Here is a 24,477-nt window from a genome sequence, read left to right on the forward strand (position 1 = left end):
GGTTTGCCGCGCTGCTGCGCGGCGCGCCTTTGTCGGTGCTGCAGGAGTTGCAGCTGCCGGTGCAGTACGAACTGCTTGAAGACGATGCGCAGGCGATCGCGCAAGTCTGGCCGCGTTTTTATGCGGCGTTGGCGCGCGACCCTGCGGCTCGGCAGGACTTCATGGACAGTGTGGCGGTGCATGGCCGCCACCAGACCCTGGAAGCGCTCAAGAAGGCGTTGCAAAAGCGGGTGGAATTCGCGCTGGCCGATGCGGTCGGCGTGGTGGGGGCTTCGGTGGAGCCGTTTGCCGAGCGCTACCCCGCATTGGGAGATCTCGCGTTACCAGAGCTCGCACTGCTGGAGCCCCTGGCGCGCAGCCGGTGGCAGGCAAGGGCACAGGCGCTCGGGGTCGAGGCCAACAAGACGCCCAAGGACAGCGCGGCGAAGGTGATTGACGCCTTCGAACTGCCCGACGAGCCCGCCTTCATGGCGCGGCGCCTGGCGATGCTGCGCAAGGCGTTTCTGGTGGCGGATGAAGATCGGCTGAACAGCCGCCTGGCCAAGTACGAGGCGGCGCAAGCCGCCGAGGCCGAGCTCATCGAGCTGTGTGGTGCCGTGCGCCAGCACAAGGCCTGGAGCCATCACCAGCGCATGTCGCGGCTTGCTCGCGTGCTGCTCGCCAGTTTCGCGGCCTTCAAGCGTGAACGCGGCTGGGTCGACATGAACGACGTGGAGGGCGCCGCGCGCCGCCTGCTGGGCGACGCGGAACTGTCGGGCTGGTTGCAGCAGCGGCTTGATGCGCGGCTGCGCCATGTGCTCATTGATGAGTTCCAGGACACCAACCCGCTGCAGTGGCAGGCGCTGTACGGCTGGCTGTCGGCCTACGCCGGCGCTGGCCCCGGGGAGGCTCCCTGCGTGTTTCTCGTGGGTGACCCCAAGCAGTCCATCTACCGTTTTCGCCGCGCCGAGCCCCAGGTGTTCAAGGCCGCGCAGGCGTTTGTGGTGGAGGGCCTGGCCGGTGCACTGCTCAGTTGCGATCACACCCGCCGTTGCGCGCCTGCGGTGGTGGACGCGCTCAACGCTGCCATGGGCGAGGCCGTGCAGGCCGGTGAGTACAGCAGCGACTACCGCGCCCACACCACCGAGAGCACAGCCGCTGGTGACGTGCTCCGCCTGCCCCGGCTGCCGCGCAGCCTGCGCGAACCCGCTGCCGCAGGCGCTGACGGTCTGGTGTGGCGCGACAGCCTGACCACGCCACGCGTGTTGCCTGAAGACAGCATGTCCGCGCTGGAGGCGCGGCAGGCGGCCGACTGGGTGGCCGCCGAGATCGCCGATGGGCGCGTGCGGCCACAAGACATCATGGTGCTGGCGCGCCGCCGCGAACGTCTGGCCTGGATGCACGAGGCCTTGCGCGAGCGCGGCATCGCCAGCGAGCAGCCCGAAAAGCTGGAACTCGGCGAAGCGCCTGCGGTGCAGGACATGGTGGCGCTGCTCGACGCGCTGGTGTCCACCCGCCACGACCTGAGCCTCGCCCGTGCCCTCAAGTCGCCGCTGTGGGCATGGAGCGATGACGACCTGGCCCAGCTGGCCCGTCTGCGCCTGCGCGCGACGCCACCCAAAGGCGAGGGCGGTACCACCGCGCCGTTGAGGCCGTCGTGGTGGGACGTGCTGCAGGGCCTGGCCGATGCATCGGACGAGGCACTGGCTGCCTCCACCCAGTCGTCCGCGCAAGCCCATCGGTGGCGCGACACGGCGCAGCGCCTCGCCCTTTATCGCCAATGGCTGCTCAACCTGCCGCCGCACGATGCACTCTCGGCCATCTACGACCATGGCGACGTGCTGGCGCGGTATGCCCAGGCGGTTCCGGCCAGCCAGCGCGGCGCCGTGCTGGCTCAGCTGCGCGATCTGCTCACGCAATCGCTCGCTCAAGACGGCGGGCGTTTCCTCACGCCTTACCGGTTTGTGCGCGCCCTGCGGGCCGGTGGCATCAAGGCCACCCCCGTACAGACGCCAGGCGCCATCCGGCTGCTCACCATTCACGGCGCCAAGGGGCTTGAAGCCCACACCGTGCTGATGCTCGACACCGATACCGGCGCCTCCAGGCCCGAGAGCATGGGTGTGCTGGTGGACTGGCCGGGCGAAGCGCCGTTGCCGCGCCGTTTCGTGTTTCTGGCGAGCGAGAAATCGCCACCGGCCTGCGCGGTCGACGTGCTGGCGCAGGAGCAGCAGGCGCGGTCGCTCGAAGAGCTCAATGCCCTTTATGTGGCTCTCACCCGCGCCGAGCGTCGGCTGGTGATCTCCAGCTTCGAGCCGCATCAGCGCAGCGCCACAACCTGGTACGAACGCCTGCAGCCGCTGGCCACCGGGGTCGATGCCCCCGAGCCGGCGCACGACGTGGCGGGCGTCACCGTTCGGCACGCCGATGCGTTCACCCTGCCCAGCCTGCCCGCCGTGGCGCCCGAGTGCCTGCCAGGGGTTGTCGGTATGGACGCCACGCTGGAAGCCGACGCCATTACGCGCATCGGCCTGGCATTGCACCGCTTGCTGCAGTGGTATCCCACGCAGGCGCAAGCTTTCGAATGGACTGCGGAACACCTGCAGGCTGTGGCCCGTGAATTTGCGCTGGACGCTGCGCAGGCGCGTGAAGCCCTGGCCATGGCACGGCGCATCGTGGCCGGTGAAGCTGCGTGGGCCTGGGATGCTTCTGTGCTGAACCACTGGGGCAACGAGGTCGAGCTGTTCCACCAGGGCGAGTTGCTGCGGCTCGACCGCCTCGTGCGCCGCCGCCAGAGCGGCGAGTGGTGGGTGCTGGACTACAAAAGCGCCGCACACCCCGAGCGCCAGCCCGCGCTGCTCGCCCAGATGCAGGGCTATCGCGAGGCCATGGCCCAGGCGCGCCCCGGCGAGCCCGTGAGGCTGGCCTTCATCAATGCACAGGGCCGGCTCATCGAGCTGGTCGAGTCGCCCTCATGACCGACATCTCTTCCATGGCCTCTGACGTGGCCGTCATTGGCGGCGGCCCCGCTGGCCTCATGGCCGCCGAAGTGCTGAGCCGCGCTGGCCTGGCCGTGCATCTTTTCGACGCCATGCCCTCGGTGGGACGCAAATTTCTGCTGGCCGGCAAGGGCGGCATGAACCTGACCCATGCAGAGCCACTGCCCGCATTCGTGGCCCGCTACGGCACGCAGGCCGAGCGCTTGCGCCCGATGCTGGACACCTTTGGCCCACAGGCCGTTCGCGACTGGGCCGCTGGCTTGGGCATCGACACCTTCGTCGGCAGCTCGCAGCGTGTGTTTCCCACCGACATGAAAGCCGCGCCCTTGCTGCGCGCGTGGTTGCATCGGCTGCGCCACCCCGAGGGCTCGGGCGTGCCGGTGAGCTTTCACATGCGCCACCGCTGGATGGGCTGGCGTGGCGATGCCTTGACGTTCGAGACGCCCCAGGGCGTGTCGCAGGTGCGCGCCCGCGCCACCGTGCTCGCTCTCGGCGGCGTGAGCTGGTCACGCCTGGGATCTGATGGCGCGTGGGTGCCGAAGCTGCAAGCCGAAGGCATCGACGTGGCGCCGCTGCAGCCCAGCAACTGCGGCTTTGATGTGGATGGCGGCTGGAGCCCGTTCTTTCAGGAGCGATTTGCGGGGCAGCCTTTCAAGTCGGTGGCCGTTCGCGCCACCGACAGCCTGGGCCACACCTTTGGGCGCAAGGGCGAGTTCGTGGCCACCGCCACTGGTGTCGAAGGCAGCTTGATCTACGCGGTGTCGGCCTTGCTGCGCGACGAAATTGCGCGCCACGGCAAAGCCACCTTCGAGTTGGACTTGCTGCCCGACCGCAGCGCCGCACGCGTGCTGGCCGATGTGGCCCATCCCCGCGGCTCGCGCAGCCTCTCCAGCCACCTCAAGAGCCGCCTGGGGCTCGACGGCATCCGCATGGCCATCGTCAACGAACGTCTGGACAAGGCCACGCTGCACGACCCCGTGCGCCTGGCCGCAGCCATCAAGGCCTTGCCCATCACGCTGGTGGCGGCCAGACCGATTGACGAAGCCATCAGCACGGCTGGCGGCGTGCGCTGGGAGAGCCTGGACGAAGGTTTGATGGTGAAACGCCGCCCCGGCCTTTTCATTGCAGGCGAGATGCTGGACTGGGAAGCGCCCACGGGGGGCTATCTGCTCACCGCCTGCCTGGCCAGTGGTGTGGCAGCGGCCCACGGCACCCGCCGCTGGCTGGCTTCTCAGCCGAGCGCGTTCAGGTCGAGCGTGTAAGAGCGACCCAGCCACAGTGCACTGTCGCGGTGGTCGCTGAGCTCATCGCCCGTGTTGGGGTGGATGAACACATCCAGCGCACCGTGGTTGAGCGAGAGCCAGCTCACCACATAGGCAAATTCGCCGGCATCGAAAGCGAGCTGGTACGTCCAGGCGGGATGCGGGCCCACCGGCTTTTCATGGAAGCGCCCCATCTCGATGCGCCCACCCAGCTCGGCCGTGATGACCTCGCGCAGGGCCCAGGCAGCGTCCCGGCTTTCGGCGTCGAAATACACGTGGGCATGCCAGCTGGTGATGGAGGCAGGATGGCGCACGGACATGGTGGATTGGAAAAAGGTGACGAGCCTTGACCCCGGCACTGGATTCACAGTTAGGGCTGCTTGGTTCCCCACCTGACCCGGTTGGCCGCTTCACCATGCGGGAAGGCCCGTCGAGGGTCATTGTAGGCGATGCCACCCCTGCGGCGCTGGCCGTGTTGCCATACCCCCGCCGCTTAGAATCGTCCTCATGTCTTATGTCGTCCTGGCCCGCAAGTACCGCCCGCGCAATTTCACCGAAATGGTGGGGCAGGGCCATGTGGTGCAGGCGCTGTCCAATGCACTGACGACCCAGCGGCTGCACCACGCGTACCTGTTTACCGGCACGCGCGGTGTGGGCAAAACGACCGTGTCGCGCATCCTGGCCAAGTCGCTCAATTGCCTGGGCGCTGACGGGCAGGGCGGCATCACCGCCGAGCCGTGTGGCGTGTGCCAGGCCTGTACCGATATCGACAGCGGCCGCTTCGTTGACTACACCGAGCTCGATGCAGCTTCCAACCGCGGCGTGGACGAAGTGCAGGCTTTGCTGGAGCAGGCGGTCTACAAACCGGTGCAGGGCCGCTTCAAGGTCTTCATGATTGACGAGGTGCACATGCTGACCAACACGGCGTTCAACGCCATGTTGAAGACGCTGGAGGAGCCGCCGGAGTACCTCAAGTTCGTGCTGGCCACGACGGATCCGCAGAAGGTGCCGGTGACGGTGCTGAGCCGCTGCCTGCAGTTCAACCTGCGGCCGATGGCGCCCGAGACCGTGCTGGAGCATTTGCAGCAGGTGCTGCAGGCCGAGCAGGTGCCGGCCGATGTGCAGGCGCTGCGCCTGATCTCGCGCGCGGCGCGCGGCTCGATGCGGGATGCACTCTCGCTGACCGATCAGGCGATTGCGTTTGGTGGCGGTCAGCTGCAAGAGGCCACCGTGCGCCAGATGCTGGGTGCGGTGGACCGGTCGTATGTGCTGCGCCTCATCGATGCCTTGGCGCGTGGCGACGGCGCGACCGTGGTGGACACGGTGGATGCGCTGCGTCTGAACGGGCTGAACGCCGCGTCCACGCTGGAGGAAATGACCGGCGTGCTGCAACGCATGGCGGTGCTGCAGGCGGTGCCGGGCCGCGCCCAGGGCGACGGCCTGGAAGACCCGGACGAGGCGCAGATCGCGCAGCTTGCCCAGAGCCTGCCCGCCGACGAGACGCAGCTGCTCTACAGCCTGTGCCTGCATGGCCGTGGCGAACTCGGCCTGGCGCCCGACGAATACGCGGCACTCACCATGGTGCTGCTGCGGCTCATGGCGTTCAAGCCCGCTGCAGCGGCCGGTACCGCGACGGAAAAAAAAACTCTGAAATCCGCTGAGGCGCCTGCCGCACCGGCGGCCCCAGCGCCTGCAGCCACAGCCCGACCCATGCTCGCGGTGCCCGTGGTGGCCCCGCCCATGACCGACCGCCAGCCCCCTGCCGTACCGGCGGCTGCTTCGCCAGCCTCACCCATGGCGCCGGTCGCTGCGGTGCCGCCCCGCCAGGCAACGCGTGCCGAACCCACCGCACCAGTGGACGATGCTCCCTGGCCGGAAGACGACGGTCCGCCCTGGGAAGAGGCCGCTCCGGCGCCCCAGCGCGTCATGGCCATTCCGGTGCGCGACGCCGGCGAACCCGGGCCGATGGACCAACCGCAGCCGCGCGAAGCGCATGGCGCGCAGACCGTGTTGCCTGCCGCCCCAGGTGGCAGCGTTGAGGGCGACTTCTGGTTCGACGCGGTGATGCAGCTGGTGCGCGCCGAGGCCATCACCGCACTGGTCCGCGAGCTGGGCCTGCAGTCCCAGCTGGTGGCGCGCGACACGGGTGACTGGCTGCTGCGAGTGGAGCGCAGCTCCCTCAACCAGGGCAACACCCGCGATCGCCTGGCGGTGGCCCTGCAGTCCATCGGACACACCGTGCGCCTGTCGGTGGAAATCGGCAGCGTGACCGACTCCCCCGCGCGCCGCCTGGCCGCGCAGGCGGCCCGCCGCCAGCAGGAGGCCGAGGCGCACATCCTGGGCGACCCGTTCGTCCAGGCCATGATGCGCGACTTTGGCGGCAAAATCGTGCCCGGCACGCTCAAGCCCACCGCGGCCTGATCCCGTTCAATTCATTCGGAAACACCAAGGAAAACCATGTTCAACAAAGGACAACTCGCCGGCCTCATGAAACAGGCGCAGGCCATGCAGGACAACCTGAAGAAGGCTCAGGACGAGCTGGCCTTCATCGAAGTCACCGGCGAGTCGGGTGCGGGCCTGGTGAAGGTGCTCATGACCTGCAAGCACGACGTCAAGCGCGTCACCATCGACCCCAGCCTGCTGGCCGATGACAAGGACATGCTTGAAGACCTCGTGGCCGCCGCGTTCAACGCTGCGGTGCGCAAGGCCGAGGAAACCTCCGCCGAAAAGATGGGCAAGCTCACCGCTGGCATGCCGGGCCTGCCCGGCGGCATGAAGTTCCCGTTCTGATCACCGTCGCACGCGCTCCAACGCCGTCCGATGGCTGAAAACCACTCGCTTGAACTGCTGGTTCAGGCCTTGCGTCGCTTGCCCGGTGTGGGGGTCAAGTCGGCACAGCGCATGGCGTTTCACCTGCTGCAGCACGACCGCGAGGGCGCCCGGCAGATCGCGCGCGCACTGGAGCACGCCGCGGCTTCGGTGAAGCACTGCAACCTGTGCCACACCTTCACCGAAGACGATGTGTGCCACACCTGCCGCGATCCCCGGCGCGACCGTACCCAGCTCTGTGTGGTGGAAACCCCAGCCGATCAGGCGGCGATGGAGCGCACCGGTGCCTACAAGGGCTTGTTCTTTGTGCTCATGGGCAAGCTGAGTCCGCTCGATGGTGTGGGCCCACGCGACATTGGTTTGCAGAAGCTTTTCGATCGCATCAGCGCACCCGCCGAGCAGGGCGAGCCTGCGGTGCGTGAAGTGATCCTGGCGACCAATTTCACCGCCGAGGGGGAAACCACGGCGCATGTGATTGCGCAGGCGCTCAAGGGCCGCACGGATGTGCAGGTCACGCGGCTGGCGCGCGGGGTGCCGGTGGGCAGCGAGCTCGAATACGTGGACCTGGGCACCATCGCCCATGCCCTGGTCGACCGGCGCTGAACGGCGCCTCACTGAATGGAAAGTGTCCGATGAAACTCGCTGGATTGACCGTGGCGTACTGGGCGGTGTTGGTGGCGGCGTTGCTGCCCATCGGCTGTGCGTGGCTGGCGAAGTCGGGCCAGATGACCCGCCCGCGCCGCGAGGGGGGGCTCGACAACCAGCACCCGCGTGAATGGCTGGCCCGCCAGACCGACTGGCGCGCCCGCGCCAATGCGGCGCAGGCCAACAGCTTCGAGGCGCTGCCGCTCTTCATCGGTGCCGTGATCATTGCGCACCAGCTCGGCGCCTCGCAGGTGCGGGTGGACGTGCTGGCGTTTCTGTTTGTGGTGCTGCGTGTGCTCTACATCATGATGTACGTGGCCAACATGGCCAACGCGCGCAGCCTGGTGTGGGCCGCGGCGCTGCTGGTGAACATCGCAATCCTCTTCGTCTGACGCGTCGCGCAGCGGCGCTGTTACATCGGCTTGCAGTTGCTCGGTACAAACCCGCTCGGGATTGGTCCCGATGCGGTTTTCGGTGGCGCCCCCTAGTCTCAAGGCTCATTCAGAACAATGCGCCGAGAGAGGAACACCGGGTCATGTGGAGTCGCCGTCAATGGGGTCGTGCCTGTGCATGGGGCGCTGTGGCTGCCGCCATGCCGTCTGTGCGCGCGCAACCGGCTTCTGCCACGGTGCCCAGTGCGCCCACGCCACCGCGCGGGGCCACCCGGCTGGCGATTGCGGTGGATCACCGCGCGTCTTTCTGCTACCTGCCGCTGACCATTGCCGAGCGCCTGGGGTATTTCGCCCAGGAAGGGCTGGATGTGGAGTTGCGCGAGTTTCCGGATGCGCTGCAGTCGCTGCAGGCCGTGCAGGGCGGCGTGGCACATGTGCTGTCGGGCTCGTACGCCAACACCATCGCACTGCAGGCGCGGGGTCACAGCTTCCAGTCGTTCGTCTTGCAGGGCCGCACGCCCCAGGTGGTGGTGGGTGTTTCGCTGGAGACCATGGGGCATTACCGCAGCCTGGCCGACCTGCGCGGGCGTCGCGTGGGCGTGATGACGAACAGCGCAGCGTCGCTGCGCGTGGCCAGTCTTGTGCTTGGCAAGGCCGGCCTGCGCGCGTCAGACGTGCAGTATGTGCCGCTGGGCAACCCCGCCGCTGCGGTGCAGGCTTTTCGCCGTGGCGAGCTCGATGCCATCAGCAGCAACGACCTGACCGTGACACAGCTTGAGCAGATGGGGGCCCTCAGGGTGGTGGCGGACACGCGCAGCACACGAGGCACGACCGAGGTGTTTGGCGGTCCCATGCCGTCCGGCTGCCTCTGTGTGCCCACGGCGTTTCTCACGCAGTACCCCAAGGCCACCCAGGCACTGGCCGACGCCATGGTGCATGCGCTCAAGTGGCTGCAGACGGCCGGGCCGTCCGACCTCATCAAGGCGGTGCCCGAGCGCTATTTCCAAGGTGACCGGGCGCTGTACCTGGCGGCGTTCACCCGCGTGCGCGAGGCCTGGACGGCCGATGGCCTGATGCCCGAGACCGGGCCGGCCACGGCGGCCCGCATGCTGGCGCAGTTCGAAGAGCCGGGCTCGCTGCAGCGCGTGGACCTGGCGCAGACCTTCACCAACGATTTCGCGCGCAAGTCCAAGACCCGCTTCCGGGCCTGAGGTCTCTGCGCCGTTCAGTTCTTCTTGTCGGACTTGCCGCTGGAGGCCACGCGCGTCTTGCCTGCGCTGTTCGTGGTCTTGGCCTTGGCTTTGACGGGCTGGCGTGCGCTGGGCGCTGCCTTGCGTGAGGCGGTGACCGTTGTCTTCGAGGACGCTTTGCGGTTGTCGTTTGCCTTGGCCACCGCCGCGCGCTGGGGCAGCATGAGCGTGATGCTCTGGCCGGGCTTGAGGGCTGCGTTCACGGCCAGCTTGTTCCAGCCGGCCACGCTGACCGGGCTCACGCCGTAGCGGTTGGCCAGGCGCGTGAGGTTTTCGCCCTTGCGCGCCTTGACGGTGGTGCGCCGCAGGACCACCTCGGGCTGGAAGCTGATCTGCCCGTTGTCGGCGACGTGCACGGGCACGTCGCTGCTGCGTTTGTCGGAGCGGTGCACCAGCAGGCTGGAGCCGGCTCGCACCTGCATGCGCGGCGGGATGTTGTTGACCGAACGCAATTCGGATTCGCTCATGCCGACGCGGGTGGCGGCTTGCGCCACGGTCATGGTGGTGGGCACGACCCAGGCCGTCCAGCTGGCGAGCGGGCCGGTGTGGTGCTGCAGGTTGCGCTGGAAAATCACCGCGTTGTCCCAGGGCAGCAGCACGTTGGGGGTGCCTGCGGCCATCACCACCGGTTGGCGCAGGGAGGGGTTGAGCGCGCGGAAGTCTTTTTCGTCGACCTCGGCCAGGCGCGCAATCAGGGCAACGTCCATGTCGCGCTGCAGGGTCACGGTGTCGAAGAACGGGTGGTTGCCGATGAGCGGCAGCGTGGTGTTGTAGGCCTGTGGCCGCGCCATGATGTTCTTCACCGCCTGGAGCTTGGGCACGTACATGCGCGTCTCCAGCGGCATGTTCAGGTCGGTGTAGCCGGTGGGTTTGCCTTGGCGCTGGTTGGTGGTGATGGCGCGGTTGACGTTGCCCTGGCCCCAGTTGTAGGCCGCCAGTGCAAGGTGCCAGTCTCCGAAGCGGCCATAGAGCTGCTGCAGGTAGTCCAGCGCGGCACGGGTCGAGGCGAGCACGTCGCGCCGGTCGTCGCGAAACACGTTCTGCTTCAAATCGAACGACTCACCCGTCGCGGGCATGAACTGCCACATGCCGGCCGCGCGCGCGCTGGAGACCGCCTGCGGGTTGAATGCGCTTTCGATGAAGGGCAGCAGGGCGAGCTCCATCGGCATGTTGCGGCGCTCGATCTCCTCAACGATGTGGAAGAGGTAGCGGCTGGAGCGCTCGGTCATGCGCTGCATGTAGTCGGGCCGCGTGGCGTACCACTGCTCGCGGTCGCGCACCAGGTCGCCCTCGAGGTCGGGCATGGCGAAGCCCCGGCGGATGCGATCCCACAGGTCGGCGGGGGCGGCCAGGGTGACGACGCCGGGCAGGTTGGTGTCGGCCGTGCCGATGGTGCTCAGGGGCGTGTCGTTTGGCAGCCGGTAGGACGGCAGGCGGGGCGCCGGCGCGGCAGGCGACGCGGGGGCGGTGCCGGCGCTTGGGGTCGGTGCGCTGCTGGCGCTGTCAGGTGGCAGGGCGGTGGTGGCGCAACCGGTGACCAGCAGGGTCAGGGTGGTGAGGGCGGTGGTCAGCCAACGGCGGCTGAGCAGGGACACAGAGCGGGCAGGGGATGAGGCAAGGGTCATCGGAAGACGTTTTTCCATTCGCGAAGCGTGGCGAAGACCGACACGGCATCGAAGGGGGTGCCCGGCGCGTGCGCCTGGGCGGACCGCACGACGGCGGCTTCGCCGGTGCGCAGAAATGGGTTGATCTGTTTCTCCAGCCCGATGGAGCTGGGCAGCGTGGGAAAGTTCTGGGCGCGCTGCGCCTCGCAGCGGGCGTTGTAAGCGGCGAGCTCGGTGTTGCCAGGCTCCACCGCCAGTGCGAACTTCAGGTTGGACAAGGTGTACTCGTGCGTGCAGCACACACGGGTGTCGGCCGGCAGGGCGGCCAGCCGCGTGAGCGAATCCAGCATCTGTGCGGGCGTGCCTTCGAACAGGCGACCGCATCCGCCCGAAAAGAGCGTGTCACCGCAGAACAGCAGCGGCGCGCCGTCCATGGCCGGTGTGTAGTAGGCAATATGGCCCGCGGTGTGGCCTGGCACTTCCATGACCTCGAACCGCAGGCCAAGCGCCTCAACGCTTTCATCGGCACCCACGCGCTGCAGCGGCTCGGGCATGGGCTCGTAGGCGGGGCCGATCACGCGCGCACCGGTGGCCTCGCGCAGCTGCGCCACACCGCCGGTGTGGTCGGCGTGGTGGTGGGTGATGAGGATGGTGTCCAGGCGCAGGCCCCGTTGCTCAAGCCAGCGGGCCACGCCTTCAGACTCGCCAGGATCGACCACCAGGGCCCGTTGGCCATCGTGCAGGGCCCAGATGTAGTTGTCGCTGAAGGCGGGGATCGGGATGAGTTGCATGGGGTGTTTTCCGGGGCAGGGCGTGTAGAGTGCGGGCTGGCCTTCCCGGGGGTTTGCAGTGTCGCAGACTTCCCTTCGGAGCTGGCACCGCCCCCACTGCACATGAGCGAAAAAATTATAGGGTTGACCGAGTGGTTCGCGACCGCGCCAGGCCAGTACCTGCTGGCGTGGGAGCAGGCGCAGTTCGACCTCGCCGTGGCCGACCTGTTTGGCTACAACGCGATGCAGCTGGGGCTGCCCGAGCTCGACGCCCTTCAGGCCAACCGCATGCCGCACCGCTGGCTCGCGTTGCCGGAAGTGCTGCCGACCCCAGCCCACCACGGGGCGGCGCCGGCGCCGCGCTTGGCGCTCATCACCGACGCGGCCGCGCTGCCGTTTCCGCCCGCCAGTCTGGACCTGGTGGTGCTGCCCCACACGTTGGAACTCAGTGCCGATCCACACCATGTGCTGCGGGAGGTCGAGCGGGTGCTCGTGCCTGAAGGACGGGTGGTGATCTCCGGCTTCAATCCCACCAGCCTGTGGGGCCTGCGCCAGGCGCGGGGCCGACTGTGCGGACGGCTGGGCATTCGGGCGTTTGGCGCCTCCAGCCTGTATCTGCCCGAAGCGGGGGATTTCATCGGCTCGTGGCGCATGCGCGACTGGCTGAGGCTGCTCAGCTTTGAAGTAGAGTCGGACCGCTTTGGCTGCTACCGCCCTGCGATGCGCACCGAAGCCTGGCTGCAGCGCTACGCGTGGCTGGACCGCGCCGGTGCGCGCTGGTGGCCGATTTTCGGCGCCGTGTATTTCGTGGTGGCGGTCAAGCGGGTGCGCGGCATGCGTTTGCTGGGCCCCGCGTGGAAACCACGGCGTGCCACGTCGGCAGCGCCGGTCTCGGTTGCCAACCGGCACTGATGCCGCCACCGAACCATTTTTCTTTCAGGAGTTTCGTTTTTGAACCATGTGGTGATCTACACCGACGGTGCCTGCAAGGGCAACCCAGGACCCGGTGGCTGGGGCGTGTTTCTCCGTTCGGAGGGCTTCGAAAAAGAACTGTGGGGCGGTGAGCGTGAGACCACCAACAACCGCATGGAACTCACGGCGGTGATCGAGGCACTGACTGCCCTCAAGCGGCCTTGCCGCGTGTCCCTGTTTCTGGACAGCGAGTACGTGCGCAAGGGCATCACCGAGTGGATTCATGGCTGGAAGCGCAAGGGGTGGGTGACGGCCGCCAAACAGCCGGTGAAAAACGCCGACCTCTGGCAACGACTCGATGCGCTGGTGCACGGCGGCGTGCACCAGATCGAGTGGCACTGGGTCAAGGGCCACGCGGGCGACCCCGGCAACGAGCGCGCCGACGCGCTGGCGAACCGCGGCGTGCCGGGCTGACGCGCAGCCACCCCTGAGCCCACTCGGGCAGGCCGCTCCGGCCTCGCGGTGAAGAACGTCCACTGCTACATTTCGTTGCATCAAACGGTCCCTTGCCGCTGCATGGGGCGTGAAATCCTTTCCCGGGGCAATGAAATCCATGGCGAACAAAGCGCTTTACGTGGTGGTGGCCGTTGTCGGCATCGGTGCGGCCTCCGGCGCTGCGTGGTGGTTTCAGCAGGGCGGTGCGAAGGCGCCTTCGACGACGGCGACCACGGCAGCCCCTGGCGCTGGTCCTGCAGCGCCGGGCAGAGGCGGGACGCCTGGTGTGGAGGTGGTCCGCGTCAAGACCCTGAAACTGCAGGACGACGCGCAGGCGGTGGGCACCTTGCGTTCAAGGCAGAGCGTCACGCTCAAGCCGGAAGTGAGCGCGCGGGTTTCCCGCATCGCCTTTGCCGACGGCGCACAGGTCAAGGCCGGGCAACTGCTGGTGCAGCTGGACGACACGCTGCAGCGCGCCGAGCTCAGCCAGGCACAGGCCCAACTGTCCATTGCCCGCGCCAACCTCAAGCGCAACCAGGAGCTGGTGGCGCAAAACTTCGTGGCGCAGCGAGTGGTGGACGAGAGCCAGGCCAACCTGCAGGTGGCCGAAGCGCAGGTGGCGCTGGCCGATGCGCGCCTGCAGCGCATGCGCATCACCGCCCCTTTTGCCGGCACGCTGGGGCTGCGCAGCATCAACCTCGGCCAATATGTGGCGGTCGGTGACGGTCTGGTGAACCTGGAAGACACCTCGGTGCTCACGGTGGACTTTCGCCTGCCTGAGCGCTACCAGACGCGCCTGGCGCCGGGGCAGCCGGTGCAGGTGCAGCTCGATGCGCTGCCTGGTCGCACATTCGAGGCCAAGGTGCTGGCCGTGGACCCGCTGCTGGATGCCAACGGTCGCTCGATCTCGGTGCGCGCGGTGATGCCGCCCACGCCAGGCAATGTGTTGCGTCCGGGCATGTTTGCCCGCGTGCTGACCATCTTCTCCGTCGACGACGCGGCACTGGTGGTGCCCGAAGAGGCGCTGGTTCCGCAGGGCGGCAAACAGTTCGTGTTCAGGCTGCAGGCGCAGGGTGAAGGCGATGCGCGCAAGCTGCTGTCGCAGCGCGTGGAGGTGGAGCTGGGCGTGCGGCGGGGGGCCGAGGTGCAGATCGTCAAGGGGCTCGCGCTGGACGACACGGTGGTGGTCGCCGGCCAGCAGCGGCTGCAGCGCGACGGCACGGCCGTGCGCGTGCTCGACATGAGCCGCCCGGCGCCAGGCGCACCGGCTGCGCCCACCCGCACCGGCGGTTGAGCCGCACCCCGCACGCCACCCGGAGTTCCCGCCATGCAATTGCCTGAAATCTCGATTCGCCGTCCGGTGTTTGCCACCGTCCTGTCGCTGCTGATCCTGCTGGTCGGGCTGGTGTCGTTCAACGGCCTGACGGTGCGCGAGTACCCGAAGATCGACGAGCCCACCGTCACGGTCACCACCACCTTCGGCGGGGCCTCCAGCGAGGTGATCGAGTCCCAGGTCACGAAGATCCTCGAAGACTCGCTGGCCGGCATCGAGGGGGTGGACGTGATCACCTCCATCAGCCGCGCGGAGCAGAGCCAGATCACTGTGCGCTTCAAGCTCGAGCGCGATCCCGACTCCGCCGCTGCCGATGTGCGCGACAAGGTCAGCCGTGTGCGCCAGCGGCTGCCGCAGGGGATTGACGAGCCCGTGATCGCCAAGGTGGAGGCCGATGCGCAGCCGGTGGTGTTCCTGGCCATGATCTCGGAGACCCACACGGCGCTGCAACTCAGCGATTTCGCCAACCGGCTGGCCAAGCCGCAGCTGCAAACCGCGCCGGGCGCCGCCGATGTGCGCGTGTTCGGCGAACGCAAGTACGCCATGCGCGTCTGGCTCGATCCCGACCGCCTGGCCGCCTACCGCCTGACCGTGCAGGATGTGGAAGACGCGGTGCGCCGCTCCAACCTCGAGGTGCCAGCCGGGCGCATCGAAAGCACGCTGCGCGAGTTCAACGTGACCGCTGCGACCGACCTGCGCACACCGGCACAGTTCGCCGACATTGCGCTGCGCAACGTGAACGGGCAGACGGTCCGCCTGGGCGATGTGGCCCGCGTGGCCGAGGCGGCACAGGATGAGCGCACGTTCATCCGCCTCAATGGCCGCGAAGGCGTGGCGCTGGGCGTGATCCGCCAGGCCACGGCCAACCCGCTGGAGCTGTCTGCCGCCGTGCGCGCCATGCTGCCCAAGATCACCAGTGACCTGCCACCCGGCGTGACGCTGGAGGTGGCCAACGACAACTCGGTGTTCATCGACCGCTCCATCAAGGCCGTGTACACCACGATCGCGGAAGCCGTGGTGCTGGTCGCGCTGGTGATCTTCGTGTTTCTGCGCACGCTGCGCGCGTCCATCATTCCGCTGGTCACCATCCCGGTGAGCCTGATTGGCGCCTTCGCGCTCATGGCGCTGTTTGGTTTCTCGATCAACACGCTGACGCTGCTGGCGCTGGTGTTGGCCATCGGGCTGGTGGTGGACGATTCCATCGTGGTGCTGGAGAACATCTACCGCCACATCGAAGAGGGCCTCAAACCGTTCGATGCCGCCATCAAGGGTGCGCGCGAAATCGGTTTTGCGGTGGTCGCCATGACGCTCACGCTGGCGGCCGTGTACGCGCCACTGGCGTTCACCCCCGGGCGCACCGGGCGCCTGTTTGCCGAGTTCGCGCTGGCGCTGGCCGGTGCGGTGGTGGTCTCGGGCTTCGTGGCGCTCACGCTGTCGCCCATGATGTGTTCCAAGCTGCTGCGGCACAACCCGAAGCCTTCGCGCTTTGACCGCGGCATGGAGCGTGTGCTCAACGGCATCACGCGGGGCTACAGCCGCGTGCTGGCCGCTTCCCTGCGGGTGCGCTGGCTGGTGGTGGCCGTCATGGTCGCCAGCGCGGCCGGCAGCTGGCTGCTGCTGCAAAACACGCGGCAGGAACTCGCGCCCATCGAAGACCGGGGGGTCATCCTGGCGTCCATCAACGGGCCCGACGGCGCCACGCTCAGCTACACCCGCCGCTACTCCGACGCCATCGAACGCCTGGGCGCGGAATACCCCGAGTTCAACACCATCTTCAGCAACGTGGGCAACCCGTCGGTGGCGCAGGGCAGTGTGTTTCTTCGGGCCAAACCGTGGGAAGAGCGCACGCGCACGACGCAGGAAATCGCCCGCGAACTCGGCCCCCGCATGGCGGCGCTGCCGGGCGTCAGCGCCTTTGCGATCACGCCACCGTCGCTGGGGCAAGGCTTTCGCGAGCGGCCGATCAACTACGTGATCGTGACCTCGGACTCCTACGAAAACCTCTCCGCCACCGTGCGCAAGTTCCAGGACGAGCTGGCGAAGAACCCCAAGTTCGTGCAGGTCGATACCGACCTGCGGCTGAACAAACCCGAGATCCGCATGGACGTGGACCGCGAGCGCGCGGCCGACATGGGCGTGAACGTGGACGCCATCGCCCGCACGGTGGAGACCATGCTGGGCGGGCGCACCGTGACGCGCTACAAGCGCAACGGCGAGCAGTACGACGTGGTGGTGCAGACGGTGTCGGTCAACCGCAGCACGCCCGACGACATCGACCGCCTCTTCGTGCGCGGACGTGGCGACGCCATGATTCCGCTGGCCGCGCTGGTCAAGACGCGCGAGGTGGTGGTGCCGCGCGAGCTCAACCACTTCGGCCAGCGCCGCAGTGCCTCCATCACCGCCAACCTGGCGCCGGACTACGCGCTGGGCGAGGCGCTGCAGTTTCTGGACAAGACGGCGCGCGAGATTCTGCCGCCGGGGTACACGACCGACCTCAACGGCCAGAGCCGCGAGTTCCGCAGCTCGTCGGGTTCGCTGGCCATTGTGTTCGTGCTCTCGCTGCTGTTCATCTTCCTGGTGCTGGCGGCGCAGTTCGAGAGCTTTGTCGACCCGCTCATCATCATGCTCAGCGTGCCGCTGTCCATGTTGGGCGCCTTGCTGGCGCTCAGGTTCACCGGGGGCACGCTCAATGTGTTCAGCCAGATCGGGCTGATCACGCTGGTCGGGCTGATCACGAAGCACGGCATCCTGATCGTGGAATTTGCCAACCAGATGCGCGAGCAGGGTATGGACAAACTGGCCGCCGCCCAGCAGGCCGCTGCGCTGCGGCTGCGCCCCATCCTCATGACCACCGGCGCCATGGTGCTGGGCGCGATCCCGCTGGCGCTGGCGTCGGGGGCCGGGGCGGAAAGCCGCCAGCAGATCGGCTGGGTGATCGTGGGCGGCATGAGCCTGGGCACGCTGCTCACCTTGTTCGTGGTGCCCACGATGTACACGCTGCTCTCGTGCATGAAGACGCACCAGCCAGAGCCTGCCCCAGCGGTGCACGATGTGGCGGCCGCCAAGTAGGGCCTGCACCTCGGCCACAAAAAAGCCACGGCATGCCGTGGCTTTTTTCTGGGTGTGTGCCGCTGGGTCAGACCACGCCGTCGAACATCATCACGTCCACCGCGTCACCCACCGCCACGCTGCCCTGGCCGTGGTGCAGCACGATCAGGCCGTTGGCCTCCACCATCGAACGCAGCACGCCCGAACCCTGGTTGCCGGTGGTGCGCACCGAGAGCGAACCATCGGGCTCGCGCTGCACGATGCCGCGCTGGTACTCGGTTCTGCCCGGCTTCTTGCGCAGGGCTTCGGCGCTGCGCGCCTGCAGCAGCACGGGCGGGCGGGCGGTGCCGCCCATGAGGCGCTGCAGGGCAGGGCGAACGAACGCGAGGAAGGTCACCATGACCGCCACGGGATTGCCGGGCAGGCCAAAGAGCAGGGCGCTCTTGCCCGCTTCGGTGATGCGGCCGACCGCCATGGGGCGCCCGGGTCGCATGGCCACGCGCCAGAAAGCCACGTCGCCCAGCTGCTTCATCATGGCCTTGGTGTGGTCGGCCTCGCCCATGCTCACGCCACCGCTGGTGATGATGGCGTCGGCCTGCGCAGCGGCCTGGCGAAAAGCCGCCTCCAGCCGGGCGGGCTCGTCGGGCACCACGCCCATGTCGATCACATCCACTCCCAGGCGCGTGAGCAGGCCGAACACGGTGTAGCGGTTGCTGTCGTACACGGCGCCTTCGCGCGGGGCCTCGCCCAGGCTCAGGATCTCGTCGCCGGTGGAGAAATACGCCACGCGAATGCGCCGAAACACCTGCACGCCGGGCAGTCCGAGGCTGGCGATCAGGCCGAGTGCGGCGGGGCCCAGTGTCTGGCCGCGGGCCAGCGCAGGCTGGCCGGCCATCAGGTCTTCGCCCAGCAGGCGGCGGTTGTCGCCCGAGCTCACCACACCGTGTGGCACCACGATGTGATCGCCCTCGGTCTTCACGAACTCCAGCGGCACCACGGTGTCCAGCCCGGCGGGCATGATGGCGCCGGTCATGATCTTCAGGCACTCGCCCGGGCCCACCGGGCTCGCCCAGGCCTTGCCCGCAAATGCGGTGCCCACCACGCGCAAGCTCAACGGTTCGTTGGCGCGCAGGGCGGCGCTGTCGAAGGCGAAGCCGTCCATGGCCGAGTTGTCGTGTGGCGGCACGCTGATGGGCGAGACCACGTCTGCGGCGAGCACCCGCCCCAGGGCGTCGAACACGGGCCGCGTTTCGGTCTCGCCGACGGGTTCCACCAGGCGCGCAAGAAAGTCGTTGACGCGTTCGGCGCTGATGGCCTGAGGGTCGTAGCCCTGCAATTCGGCCGCGATCTGCTCGATGGTTTTCATGGGCAAACAGGGCCGGGCGCTCAGCGCCGCTCCAGCGCGTGCAGCTCGGCCAGCGTGTTGGTGTTGAAGAAGGCCTGGGGGTCGTCGTCCGGCCGGTCAAACGGCACGATCACCGTGCGGTGCTGGTCCGTCCAGCGGTCGATCTTGCGGCCCCCGGCCTGCGTGAAGACCACCAGGCTCTCCAGCAGTTCGAGGCGCAGCAGGCAGAACACGGGCTGCGGGCGCAGCTGGCCGTCTTCTTCGCGGGCGGCGGCCATGGCGATTTCGGTGCCCTCGTCTTCAAAGGCCTGGGCCAGGCGCTCGGCCAGGTCGAGCGGGAAGAGTGGCGTGTCGCAGGGCACGGTGAGCAGGTAGGGGGTTTCGCAGCGCTCCAGGCCCGTCAGGAAACCGGCCAGCGGCCCCGCGAAATCGTTCAGGGTGTCGGGCCACACCGGCATGCCAAAGGCTTCGTAAGCACCCAGGTTGCGGTTGGCGTTGATCATCTGGTCGCCCACCAGACCGCCTTGCTGCATCTGCAGTCGCAGCAGGGCGTGCAGCGCCAGCGGCGTGCCGTTGAAATTCTGCAGGCCCTTGTCGACACCGCCCATGCGCGTGCCCCGGCCACCGGCGAGCACGAGGCCCGTGATTTGATGCGGTTGGATCATGTGTGTGCGCTCAGCCGCCGATGTAGCTCATCTCGACGCGCCGCGTGCCCGCACCGGCGTCGGGCGGCAGGCTGGCGCGCAGTTCGGAATAGCGGTCGCTGCGGCCCTGCCAGATGGCGGCGATGGCGCTGGCCAGCTGGGCGTCGGTGGCGTTGCCACGGATGAGTTGGCGCAAATCGTGACCCTGGCTGGCAAACAGGCAGAGGTAGAGCTGGCCTTCGGTGGAGAGGCGGGCGCGGTTGCAGTCGCTGCAGAAGGCCTGCGTCACGCTGCTGATCACGCCGATCTCGCCCGAGCCATCGGCATAGCCCCAGCGTTCAGCGGTTTCCCCGGGGGCTGAGGCGTCCAGCTGCACGAGCGGCAGTTCGGCATGGATGCGGCGCACCACGTCGGCGCTGGGCAGCACCTCGTCCATGCGCCAGCCATTGGTGGCGCCCACGTCCATGTATTCGATGAAGCGCAGCACGATGCCCGTGCCCTTGAAGTGGCGCGCCATCGGCAGGATTTCCTGGTCGTTCGTGCCGCGCTTCACCACCATGTTGACCTTGATCGGACCGAGGCCTGCTGCCTGTGCGGCGGCAATGCCATCGAGCACGTCGGCCACCGGAAAATCCACGTCGTTCATGGCGCGGAAGGTGGCATCGTCCAGCCCATCCAGGCTGACCGTGACGCGCTGCAGGCCCGCGGCCTTGAGCGCCAGGGCCTTGCGTGTGAGCAAGGAGCCGTTGGTGGTGAGCGTGATGTCCAGCGGCTGGCCCTCCACCGTGCGCAGCGCCGCGAGCTGTTCAATGAGGATTTCGAGGTTCTTGCGCAGCAGGGGTTCACCGCCGGTGAGCCGGATCTTCTGCACACCATGCGCCACAAACTGGCGCGCCACGCGCGTGATTTCCTCGAAGGTCAGCAGCGAGCTGTGGGGCAGGTAGGGGTAGTCCTTGTCAAAGATGTCCTTGGGCATGCAGTAGCTGCAGCGGAAGTTGCAGCGGTCGGTCACGCTGATGCGCAAATCGCGCAGCGGGCGGCCCAGGGCATCGCCCAGCAGACCGGTGGGTGCGGTGAGCTCGTGGGGGATGCGGGCCGCCACGGACACCAGGCGCTGGTCGATCAGGGGAATGACGCGTTCGGACATCCGGCAATTATGGGCGAGCGGTGGGTGTGTGGCCCGGACACCCACGGGGGTACCTCGCGGCGCATGAGGGCATTGCCGCGCCTGCGCCCCACAGAACACTCAGGCCGGTTCGGCCTGGCCCACGCGTTTGAACTGGGCGGAGTTGTCGCGCAGCCAGTGTGCAGAGAGCTCGCTCTCTTGCTGGGTGGGGTGGAAGTCGGCGCGAAAGTAGGCCAGCCAGGGCTTGAAGGTCACGCGAAGCAAGCCTTCGCGACCCAGCATGTGGCGCACACCGCTGCGCCAGGTGCTCCAGCGCCAGAGTGTGCCGTCGCGCCGGAGGTTGTTCACGGTCTGGCGCAGCGTGTCGGTGAGAAACACCAGCGTGATGCGGCGCATCCAGGTCTTGCGCCATGCATGGCTGCCCCCGAGGGCCTGGTACAGGTCAAACGCCGTGCACTTGTGCTCGGCCTCCTCAGCGCTGTGCCACAGCCACATGGTCTTGAGGCGCGGCTCGCAGCCGTCGAGCACATGGGGGTGCGCCAGCAGCCATTCGGCAAACAAGGCGGTGAAGTGCTCGTTGGCCGCCGTGATGGCCAGGCTGTGGCGCGGATCGGTGCCTTCGAGCAGCGCCATGCGATCGCGGGCACGCGGTTCCCAGTCGTTCACCAGACCGTGCTTGGCGATCTGTGCGTTGAACAGCGCGTGGATGCGGCGGTGCGTGGCTTCCTGGCCCACGAAGCCCTGCACCTCAGCGTGCAATGGGGCCTGTTGCTCCGGTGGCAGGGCCTTCAAGCCGTTGCGCACCGAGTCGATGAAGAACTGCTCGCCGACGGGAAAGCTCATCGACAGGGCGTTGAACCAGGCGGTGAGGAACGCGTCGCCCGCGCACCAGTGGCGCGCCACGGGTTGTTCCAGATCGATCAGCAGGCGGCGGACAACGAGTTCGGTCATGGTGTGGGTGTTGGTAAAGTGGATTGGTACGGCTCGGTACCATGGCGCGTATGGTGCGGGCTTGCGGCCTGTCTGTCAAGCACACAGGGCAGGGCCTAAGATGCCCGGCCATGACGCTGAAAACCTCTCATGCCCCGGACGCCGACCCCAGTGAGCACCGCGCGCGCCTGCTGCAAGCCATGGCCAGCGTCGCGGCGTCTCAGGGTTTCGCGGCCACATCGATTGCCGCCATCGTGGCCGAAGCGGGGGTCTCCAAGCGCACCTTCTATGAGCACTTTGCCGACAAGGACGCCTGCTTTCTCGAGCTGTACCGCGCGGCAAGCGCCTCGGCGCTGCGCACCCTGAGTGATGCGGTGCAGTCCGATCGCCCGTGGCAGGACCAGGTTGAGCATGCGCTGGGGGCGTACCTCGCGCACCTGGCGGGTGGAGCGCAGCTGCTGCGCATGCTGTTCGTCGAGATCCACCACCTCGGGCCTGCGGGAGCGCAGGTGAGGCGCGAGGTGATGCAGCACCTCGCCGATTTCATGTTGCGCACCATCAATGCGCAGCGCACGGTGCTCACCTCCACCATGGCCGTGGCGGCGGTCGGGGGCATCCAGGAGCTGGTGCTGCTTGCCATCGAGCGCGGTGAGGCCGCACAGCTCGGCGAGCTCACAGCCAGTGCCAGTGCCGTGGTGCGCCTGCTGGCCGGAGCGCCGGCAGCCCCCGCCACCAACGCGCAGAAAAAAGGCCCGCCGAAGCGGGCCGATTGACGGGGCGCTTGGGGATCAGGCCGCCAGCGGCAGCAGCGGCACGATCAGCAGCGCCACGATGTTGATGATCTTGATCAGCGGGTTCACGGCGGGGCCGGCGGTGTCCTTGTAGGGGTCGCCCACGGTGTCACCAGTCACGGCGGCCTTGTGGGCCTCGCTGCCTTTGCCACCGTGGTGGCCGTCTTCGATGTACTTCTTGGCGTTGTCCCAGGCGCCACCGCCCGTGCACATGGAGATCGCCACAAAAAGGCCCGTGACGATGGTGCCCATCAGCAACCCGCCCAGCGCCTTCGGACCCAGGAACACGCCCACCAGGATCGGCACGACCACCGGCAGCAGCGACGGGATCACCATCTCCTTGATGGCGGCGGTTGTCAGCATGTCCACCGCGCGGCCGTACTCCGGCTTTGACGTGCCTTCCATGATGCCGGGGATTTCCTTGAACTGGCGGCGCACTTCCACCACCACCGAACCCGCAGCGCGGCCCACCGCTTCCATGGCCATGGCGCCAAACAAGTAGGGAATCATGCCGCCGATGAACAGCCCGATGATCACCATCGGGTCGCTCAGGTCAAAGCGCACTTGATGGCCATAGGTCTCCAGCTTGTGCGTGTAGTCGGCAAACAGCACCAGGGCCGCCAGACCTGCCGAGCCAATGGCGTAGCCCTTGGTCACGGCCTTGGTGGTGTTCCCCACGGCGTCGAGCGGATCGGTGATGTCGCGCACGCTGCTGGGCAGTTCGGCCATTTCGGCGATGCCGCCGGCGTTGTCGGTGATGGGGCCATACGCATCCAGCGCGACCACAATGCCGGCCATGCTGAGCATGGCGGTGGCGGCAACAGCGATGCCATACAGGCCGGCCAGCTGGTAAGAGGCGACGATGCCCACGCAGACGAACAGCACAGGCCAGGCGGTGGAGCGCATCGACACGCCAAGGCCCGCGATGATGTTGGTGCCGTGGCCAGTGGTGGATGCCTGCGCAATGTGCTTCACCGGTGAGTACTGGGTGCCGGTGTAAAACTCGGTGATCCACACCAGCGCGGCGGTCAGCACCAGACCGACAGCGCATGCGCCAAACAGACGCAGCTGGCTCCCCGTGGCGGTGATGGCGTTGTCCGGAATGATCCACGCGGTGACAAACCAGAACGCGATCAGCGACAGCACACCCGCGATGGCCAGGCCCTTGTACAGCGCGGGCATCACGTTTTTCATGCCCGGACTGGCCTTGACGAAGAAGCAGCCCACGATGGACGCAAGGATGGACACGCCACCGAGCACCAACGGATACAGCACGGCCTGTGTGGGTGCGGCAGTGACCATGAGCGCGCCGAGCACCATGGTGGCAATCAGCGTGACCGCGTAGGTCTCGAAAAGGTCGGCCGCCATGCCGGCGCAGTCGCCCACGTTGTCACCCACGTTGTCGGCGATCACCGCCGGGTTGCGCGGGTCGTCTTCCGGAATGCCCGCCTCGACCTTGCCCACCAGGTCGGCGCCGACATCGGCGCCCTTGGTGAAGATACCGCCGCCCAGTCGGGCAAAGATGGAGATCAGCGATGAGCCAAACGCAAACCCGATCAAGGGGTTGAGCAGCTTGGCGAGGTTGGAGGCTGGCGTGAGGTTGCCATTGCCCACCAGGAACCAGAAGAACCCGGCCACGCCCAGCAGCCCCAGGCCCACCACCAGCATGCCGGTGATGGCGCCGCCGCGAAAGGCGACGTCCAGCGCCGGGCCGATGCCACGGGTGGCCGCTTGCGCCGTGCGCACGTTCGCCCTCACCGAAATGTTCATGCCGATGAACCCGCATGCGCCCGAGAGCACCGCCCCCAGCACGAACCCGATGGCGGTCGGGCCATCCAGGAAGACACCGATGAGGATGGCCAGCACCACGCCGACGATGCCGATGGTTTTGTACTGTCTGGCCAGGTAAGCGGCCGCACCTGTCTGTATGGCCCCGGCGATTTCCTGCATGCGGGCATTGCCCGCGTCCTGAGAAAGAATCCAGCTGCGGGACCAGAAGCCGTAGACGACGGCCACCAGTCCACACACCACTGCAAAGATCAGCGCAGATTGTCCAACCATGAAAAGTTCTCCTGCTTGTTTCGACTTGGAGGGGGCAACGCCTCCGGGGCTGCCCCCGCTGCGTT

At 67.6% G+C, this 24,477-nt stretch carries 20 protein-coding genes and 1 other RNA gene; 12 read left to right on the plus strand and 9 right to left on the minus strand.

The window, feature by feature from the left end; translation table 11 throughout:
* Both KXJ60_RS19735 and KXJ60_RS19740 read left to right on the plus strand, forming a co-directional pair.
* On the plus strand, positions 1-2,954 hold a 2,954-nt coding region (locus KXJ60_RS19735), incomplete at its 5' end, for a UvrD-helicase domain-containing protein (protein WP_291131761.1).
* Positions 2,951-4,237: a TIGR03862 family flavoprotein gene (locus KXJ60_RS19740; RefSeq protein WP_291131763.1), complete on the plus strand. Its 1,287-nt coding sequence runs from the start codon at positions 2,951-2,953 to the stop codon at positions 4,235-4,237. The genes KXJ60_RS19735 and KXJ60_RS19740, both read left to right, overlap by 4 nt.
* On the opposite strand, the gene KXJ60_RS19745 is transcribed toward KXJ60_RS19740, so the two are convergent.
* Both KXJ60_RS19745 and ffs read right to left on the minus strand, forming a co-directional pair.
* Positions 4,207-4,557 carry a DOPA 4,5-dioxygenase family protein gene (locus KXJ60_RS19745; RefSeq protein WP_291131765.1) on the minus strand — a complete coding sequence of 117 codons (351 nt, stop codon included), beginning with the start codon at positions 4,555-4,557 and terminating at the stop codon, positions 4,207-4,209. The genes KXJ60_RS19740 and KXJ60_RS19745 overlap by 31 nt on opposite strands.
* 15 nt (positions 4,558-4,572) lie before the next feature.
* An RNA gene (gene ffs, locus KXJ60_RS19750) (signal recognition particle sRNA small type) lies at positions 4,573-4,669 on the minus strand.
* Positions 4,670-4,744: 75 nt separating this feature from the next.
* Here ffs and dnaX point away from each other — a divergent pair.
* The 5 genes from dnaX (at position 4,745) to KXJ60_RS19775 (ending at position 9,314) form a co-directional block, all read left to right on the plus strand.
* Positions 4,745-6,658, plus strand: coding sequence for a DNA polymerase III subunit gamma/tau (gene dnaX, locus KXJ60_RS19755; RefSeq protein WP_291131767.1), 1,914 nt, complete (start codon positions 4,745-4,747; stop codon positions 6,656-6,658).
* 36 nt (positions 6,659-6,694) lie between these two features.
* Complete coding sequence (locus KXJ60_RS19760) at positions 6,695-7,027, plus strand: YbaB/EbfC family nucleoid-associated protein (protein ID WP_066266019.1); 333 nt, start codon at positions 6,695-6,697, stop codon at positions 7,025-7,027.
* 30 nt (positions 7,028-7,057) lie between these two features.
* On the plus strand, positions 7,058-7,669 hold the full coding sequence (gene recR / locus KXJ60_RS19765; RefSeq protein ID WP_291131769.1) for a recombination mediator RecR: 612 nt from the start codon (positions 7,058-7,060) through the stop codon (positions 7,667-7,669).
* 29 nt (positions 7,670-7,698) lie between these two features.
* Positions 7,699-8,103 carry an MAPEG family protein gene (locus KXJ60_RS19770; RefSeq protein WP_291131771.1) on the plus strand — a complete coding sequence of 135 codons (405 nt, stop codon included), beginning with the start codon at positions 7,699-7,701 and terminating at the stop codon, positions 8,101-8,103.
* Positions 8,104-8,303: 200 nt separating this feature from the next.
* A complete protein-coding gene (locus KXJ60_RS19775) occupies positions 8,304-9,314 on the plus strand; it encodes an ABC transporter substrate-binding protein (RefSeq protein WP_291131773.1) in 1,011 nt (336 codons plus the stop codon).
* Positions 9,315-9,328: 14 nt separating this feature from the next.
* Here KXJ60_RS19775 and KXJ60_RS19780 read toward each other — a convergent pair whose 3' ends face one another.
* Positions 9,329-10,978, minus strand: a complete 1,650-nt coding sequence (locus KXJ60_RS19780) for a transglycosylase SLT domain-containing protein (RefSeq protein ID WP_291131775.1) — start codon at positions 10,976-10,978, stop codon at positions 9,329-9,331.
* Entirely contained in the window at positions 10,975-11,748 is a 774-nt protein-coding gene (gene gloB / locus KXJ60_RS19785; protein WP_291131777.1) for a hydroxyacylglutathione hydrolase, read from the minus strand. Before gloB ends, KXJ60_RS19780 begins: the two co-directional genes overlap by 4 nt.
* A 102-nt stretch (positions 11,749-11,850) precedes the next feature.
* On the opposite strand from gloB, the gene KXJ60_RS19790 reads away from it, so the two are divergent.
* The 4 genes from KXJ60_RS19790 to KXJ60_RS19805 all read left to right on the plus strand — a co-directional run bounded on the left by KXJ60_RS19790 (position 11,851) and on the right by KXJ60_RS19805 (position 17,536).
* On the plus strand, positions 11,851-12,639 hold the full coding sequence (locus tag KXJ60_RS19790; protein WP_291131779.1) for a methyltransferase domain-containing protein: 789 nt from the start codon (positions 11,851-11,853) through the stop codon (positions 12,637-12,639).
* A 39-nt stretch (positions 12,640-12,678) separates the two neighbouring features.
* Entirely contained in the window at positions 12,679-13,113 is a 435-nt protein-coding gene (rnhA, locus tag KXJ60_RS19795; protein WP_291131781.1) for a ribonuclease HI, read from the plus strand.
* Between the two features lie 139 nt (positions 13,114-13,252).
* Positions 13,253-14,428 carry an efflux RND transporter periplasmic adaptor subunit gene (locus KXJ60_RS19800; protein WP_291131783.1) on the plus strand — a complete coding sequence of 392 codons (1,176 nt, stop codon included), beginning with the start codon at positions 13,253-13,255 and terminating at the stop codon, positions 14,426-14,428.
* Positions 14,429-14,461: 33 nt separating this feature from the next.
* Entirely contained in the window at positions 14,462-17,536 is a 3,075-nt protein-coding gene (locus KXJ60_RS19805) for an efflux RND transporter permease subunit (RefSeq protein ID WP_291131785.1), read from the plus strand.
* 67 nt (positions 17,537-17,603) lie between these two features.
* On the opposite strand, the gene glp is transcribed toward KXJ60_RS19805, so the two are convergent.
* The 4 genes from glp to KXJ60_RS19825 form a co-directional block, all read right to left on the minus strand.
* Entirely contained in the window at positions 17,604-18,881 is a 1,278-nt protein-coding gene (gene glp, locus KXJ60_RS19810; RefSeq protein WP_291131787.1) for a gephyrin-like molybdotransferase Glp, read from the minus strand.
* A 20-nt stretch (positions 18,882-18,901) separates the two neighbouring features.
* Positions 18,902-19,525 (minus strand): molybdenum cofactor guanylyltransferase MobA, encoded by a 624-nt coding sequence (gene mobA, locus KXJ60_RS19815; protein WP_291131789.1) that lies wholly within the window; start codon positions 19,523-19,525, stop codon positions 18,902-18,904.
* Between the two features lie 10 nt (positions 19,526-19,535).
* Entirely contained in the window at positions 19,536-20,651 is a 1,116-nt protein-coding gene (gene moaA / locus KXJ60_RS19820) for a GTP 3',8-cyclase MoaA (RefSeq protein WP_291131791.1), read from the minus strand.
* A gap of 99 nt (positions 20,652-20,750) precedes the next feature.
* Positions 20,751-21,581: a metal-dependent hydrolase gene (locus KXJ60_RS19825; protein WP_291131793.1), complete on the minus strand. Its 831-nt coding sequence runs from the start codon at positions 21,579-21,581 to the stop codon at positions 20,751-20,753.
* A gap of 110 nt (positions 21,582-21,691) precedes the next feature.
* Between KXJ60_RS19825 and KXJ60_RS19830 the strand changes: the two genes are divergently transcribed.
* Positions 21,692-22,333: a TetR/AcrR family transcriptional regulator gene (locus tag KXJ60_RS19830; RefSeq protein WP_291131795.1), complete on the plus strand. Its 642-nt coding sequence runs from the start codon at positions 21,692-21,694 to the stop codon at positions 22,331-22,333.
* Positions 22,334-22,348: 15 nt separating this feature from the next.
* On the opposite strand, the gene KXJ60_RS19835 is transcribed toward KXJ60_RS19830, so the two are convergent.
* Positions 22,349-24,412 (minus strand): sodium-translocating pyrophosphatase, encoded by a 2,064-nt coding sequence (locus tag KXJ60_RS19835; protein ID WP_291131797.1) that lies wholly within the window; start codon positions 24,410-24,412, stop codon positions 22,349-22,351.
* Positions 24,413-24,477: the final 65 nt, after the last annotated feature.

The organism is Hydrogenophaga sp. (genome assembly GCF_019264445.1).
In the GTDB taxonomy this organism is placed as follows: domain Bacteria; phylum Pseudomonadota; class Gammaproteobacteria; order Burkholderiales; family Burkholderiaceae_C; genus Hydrogenophaga.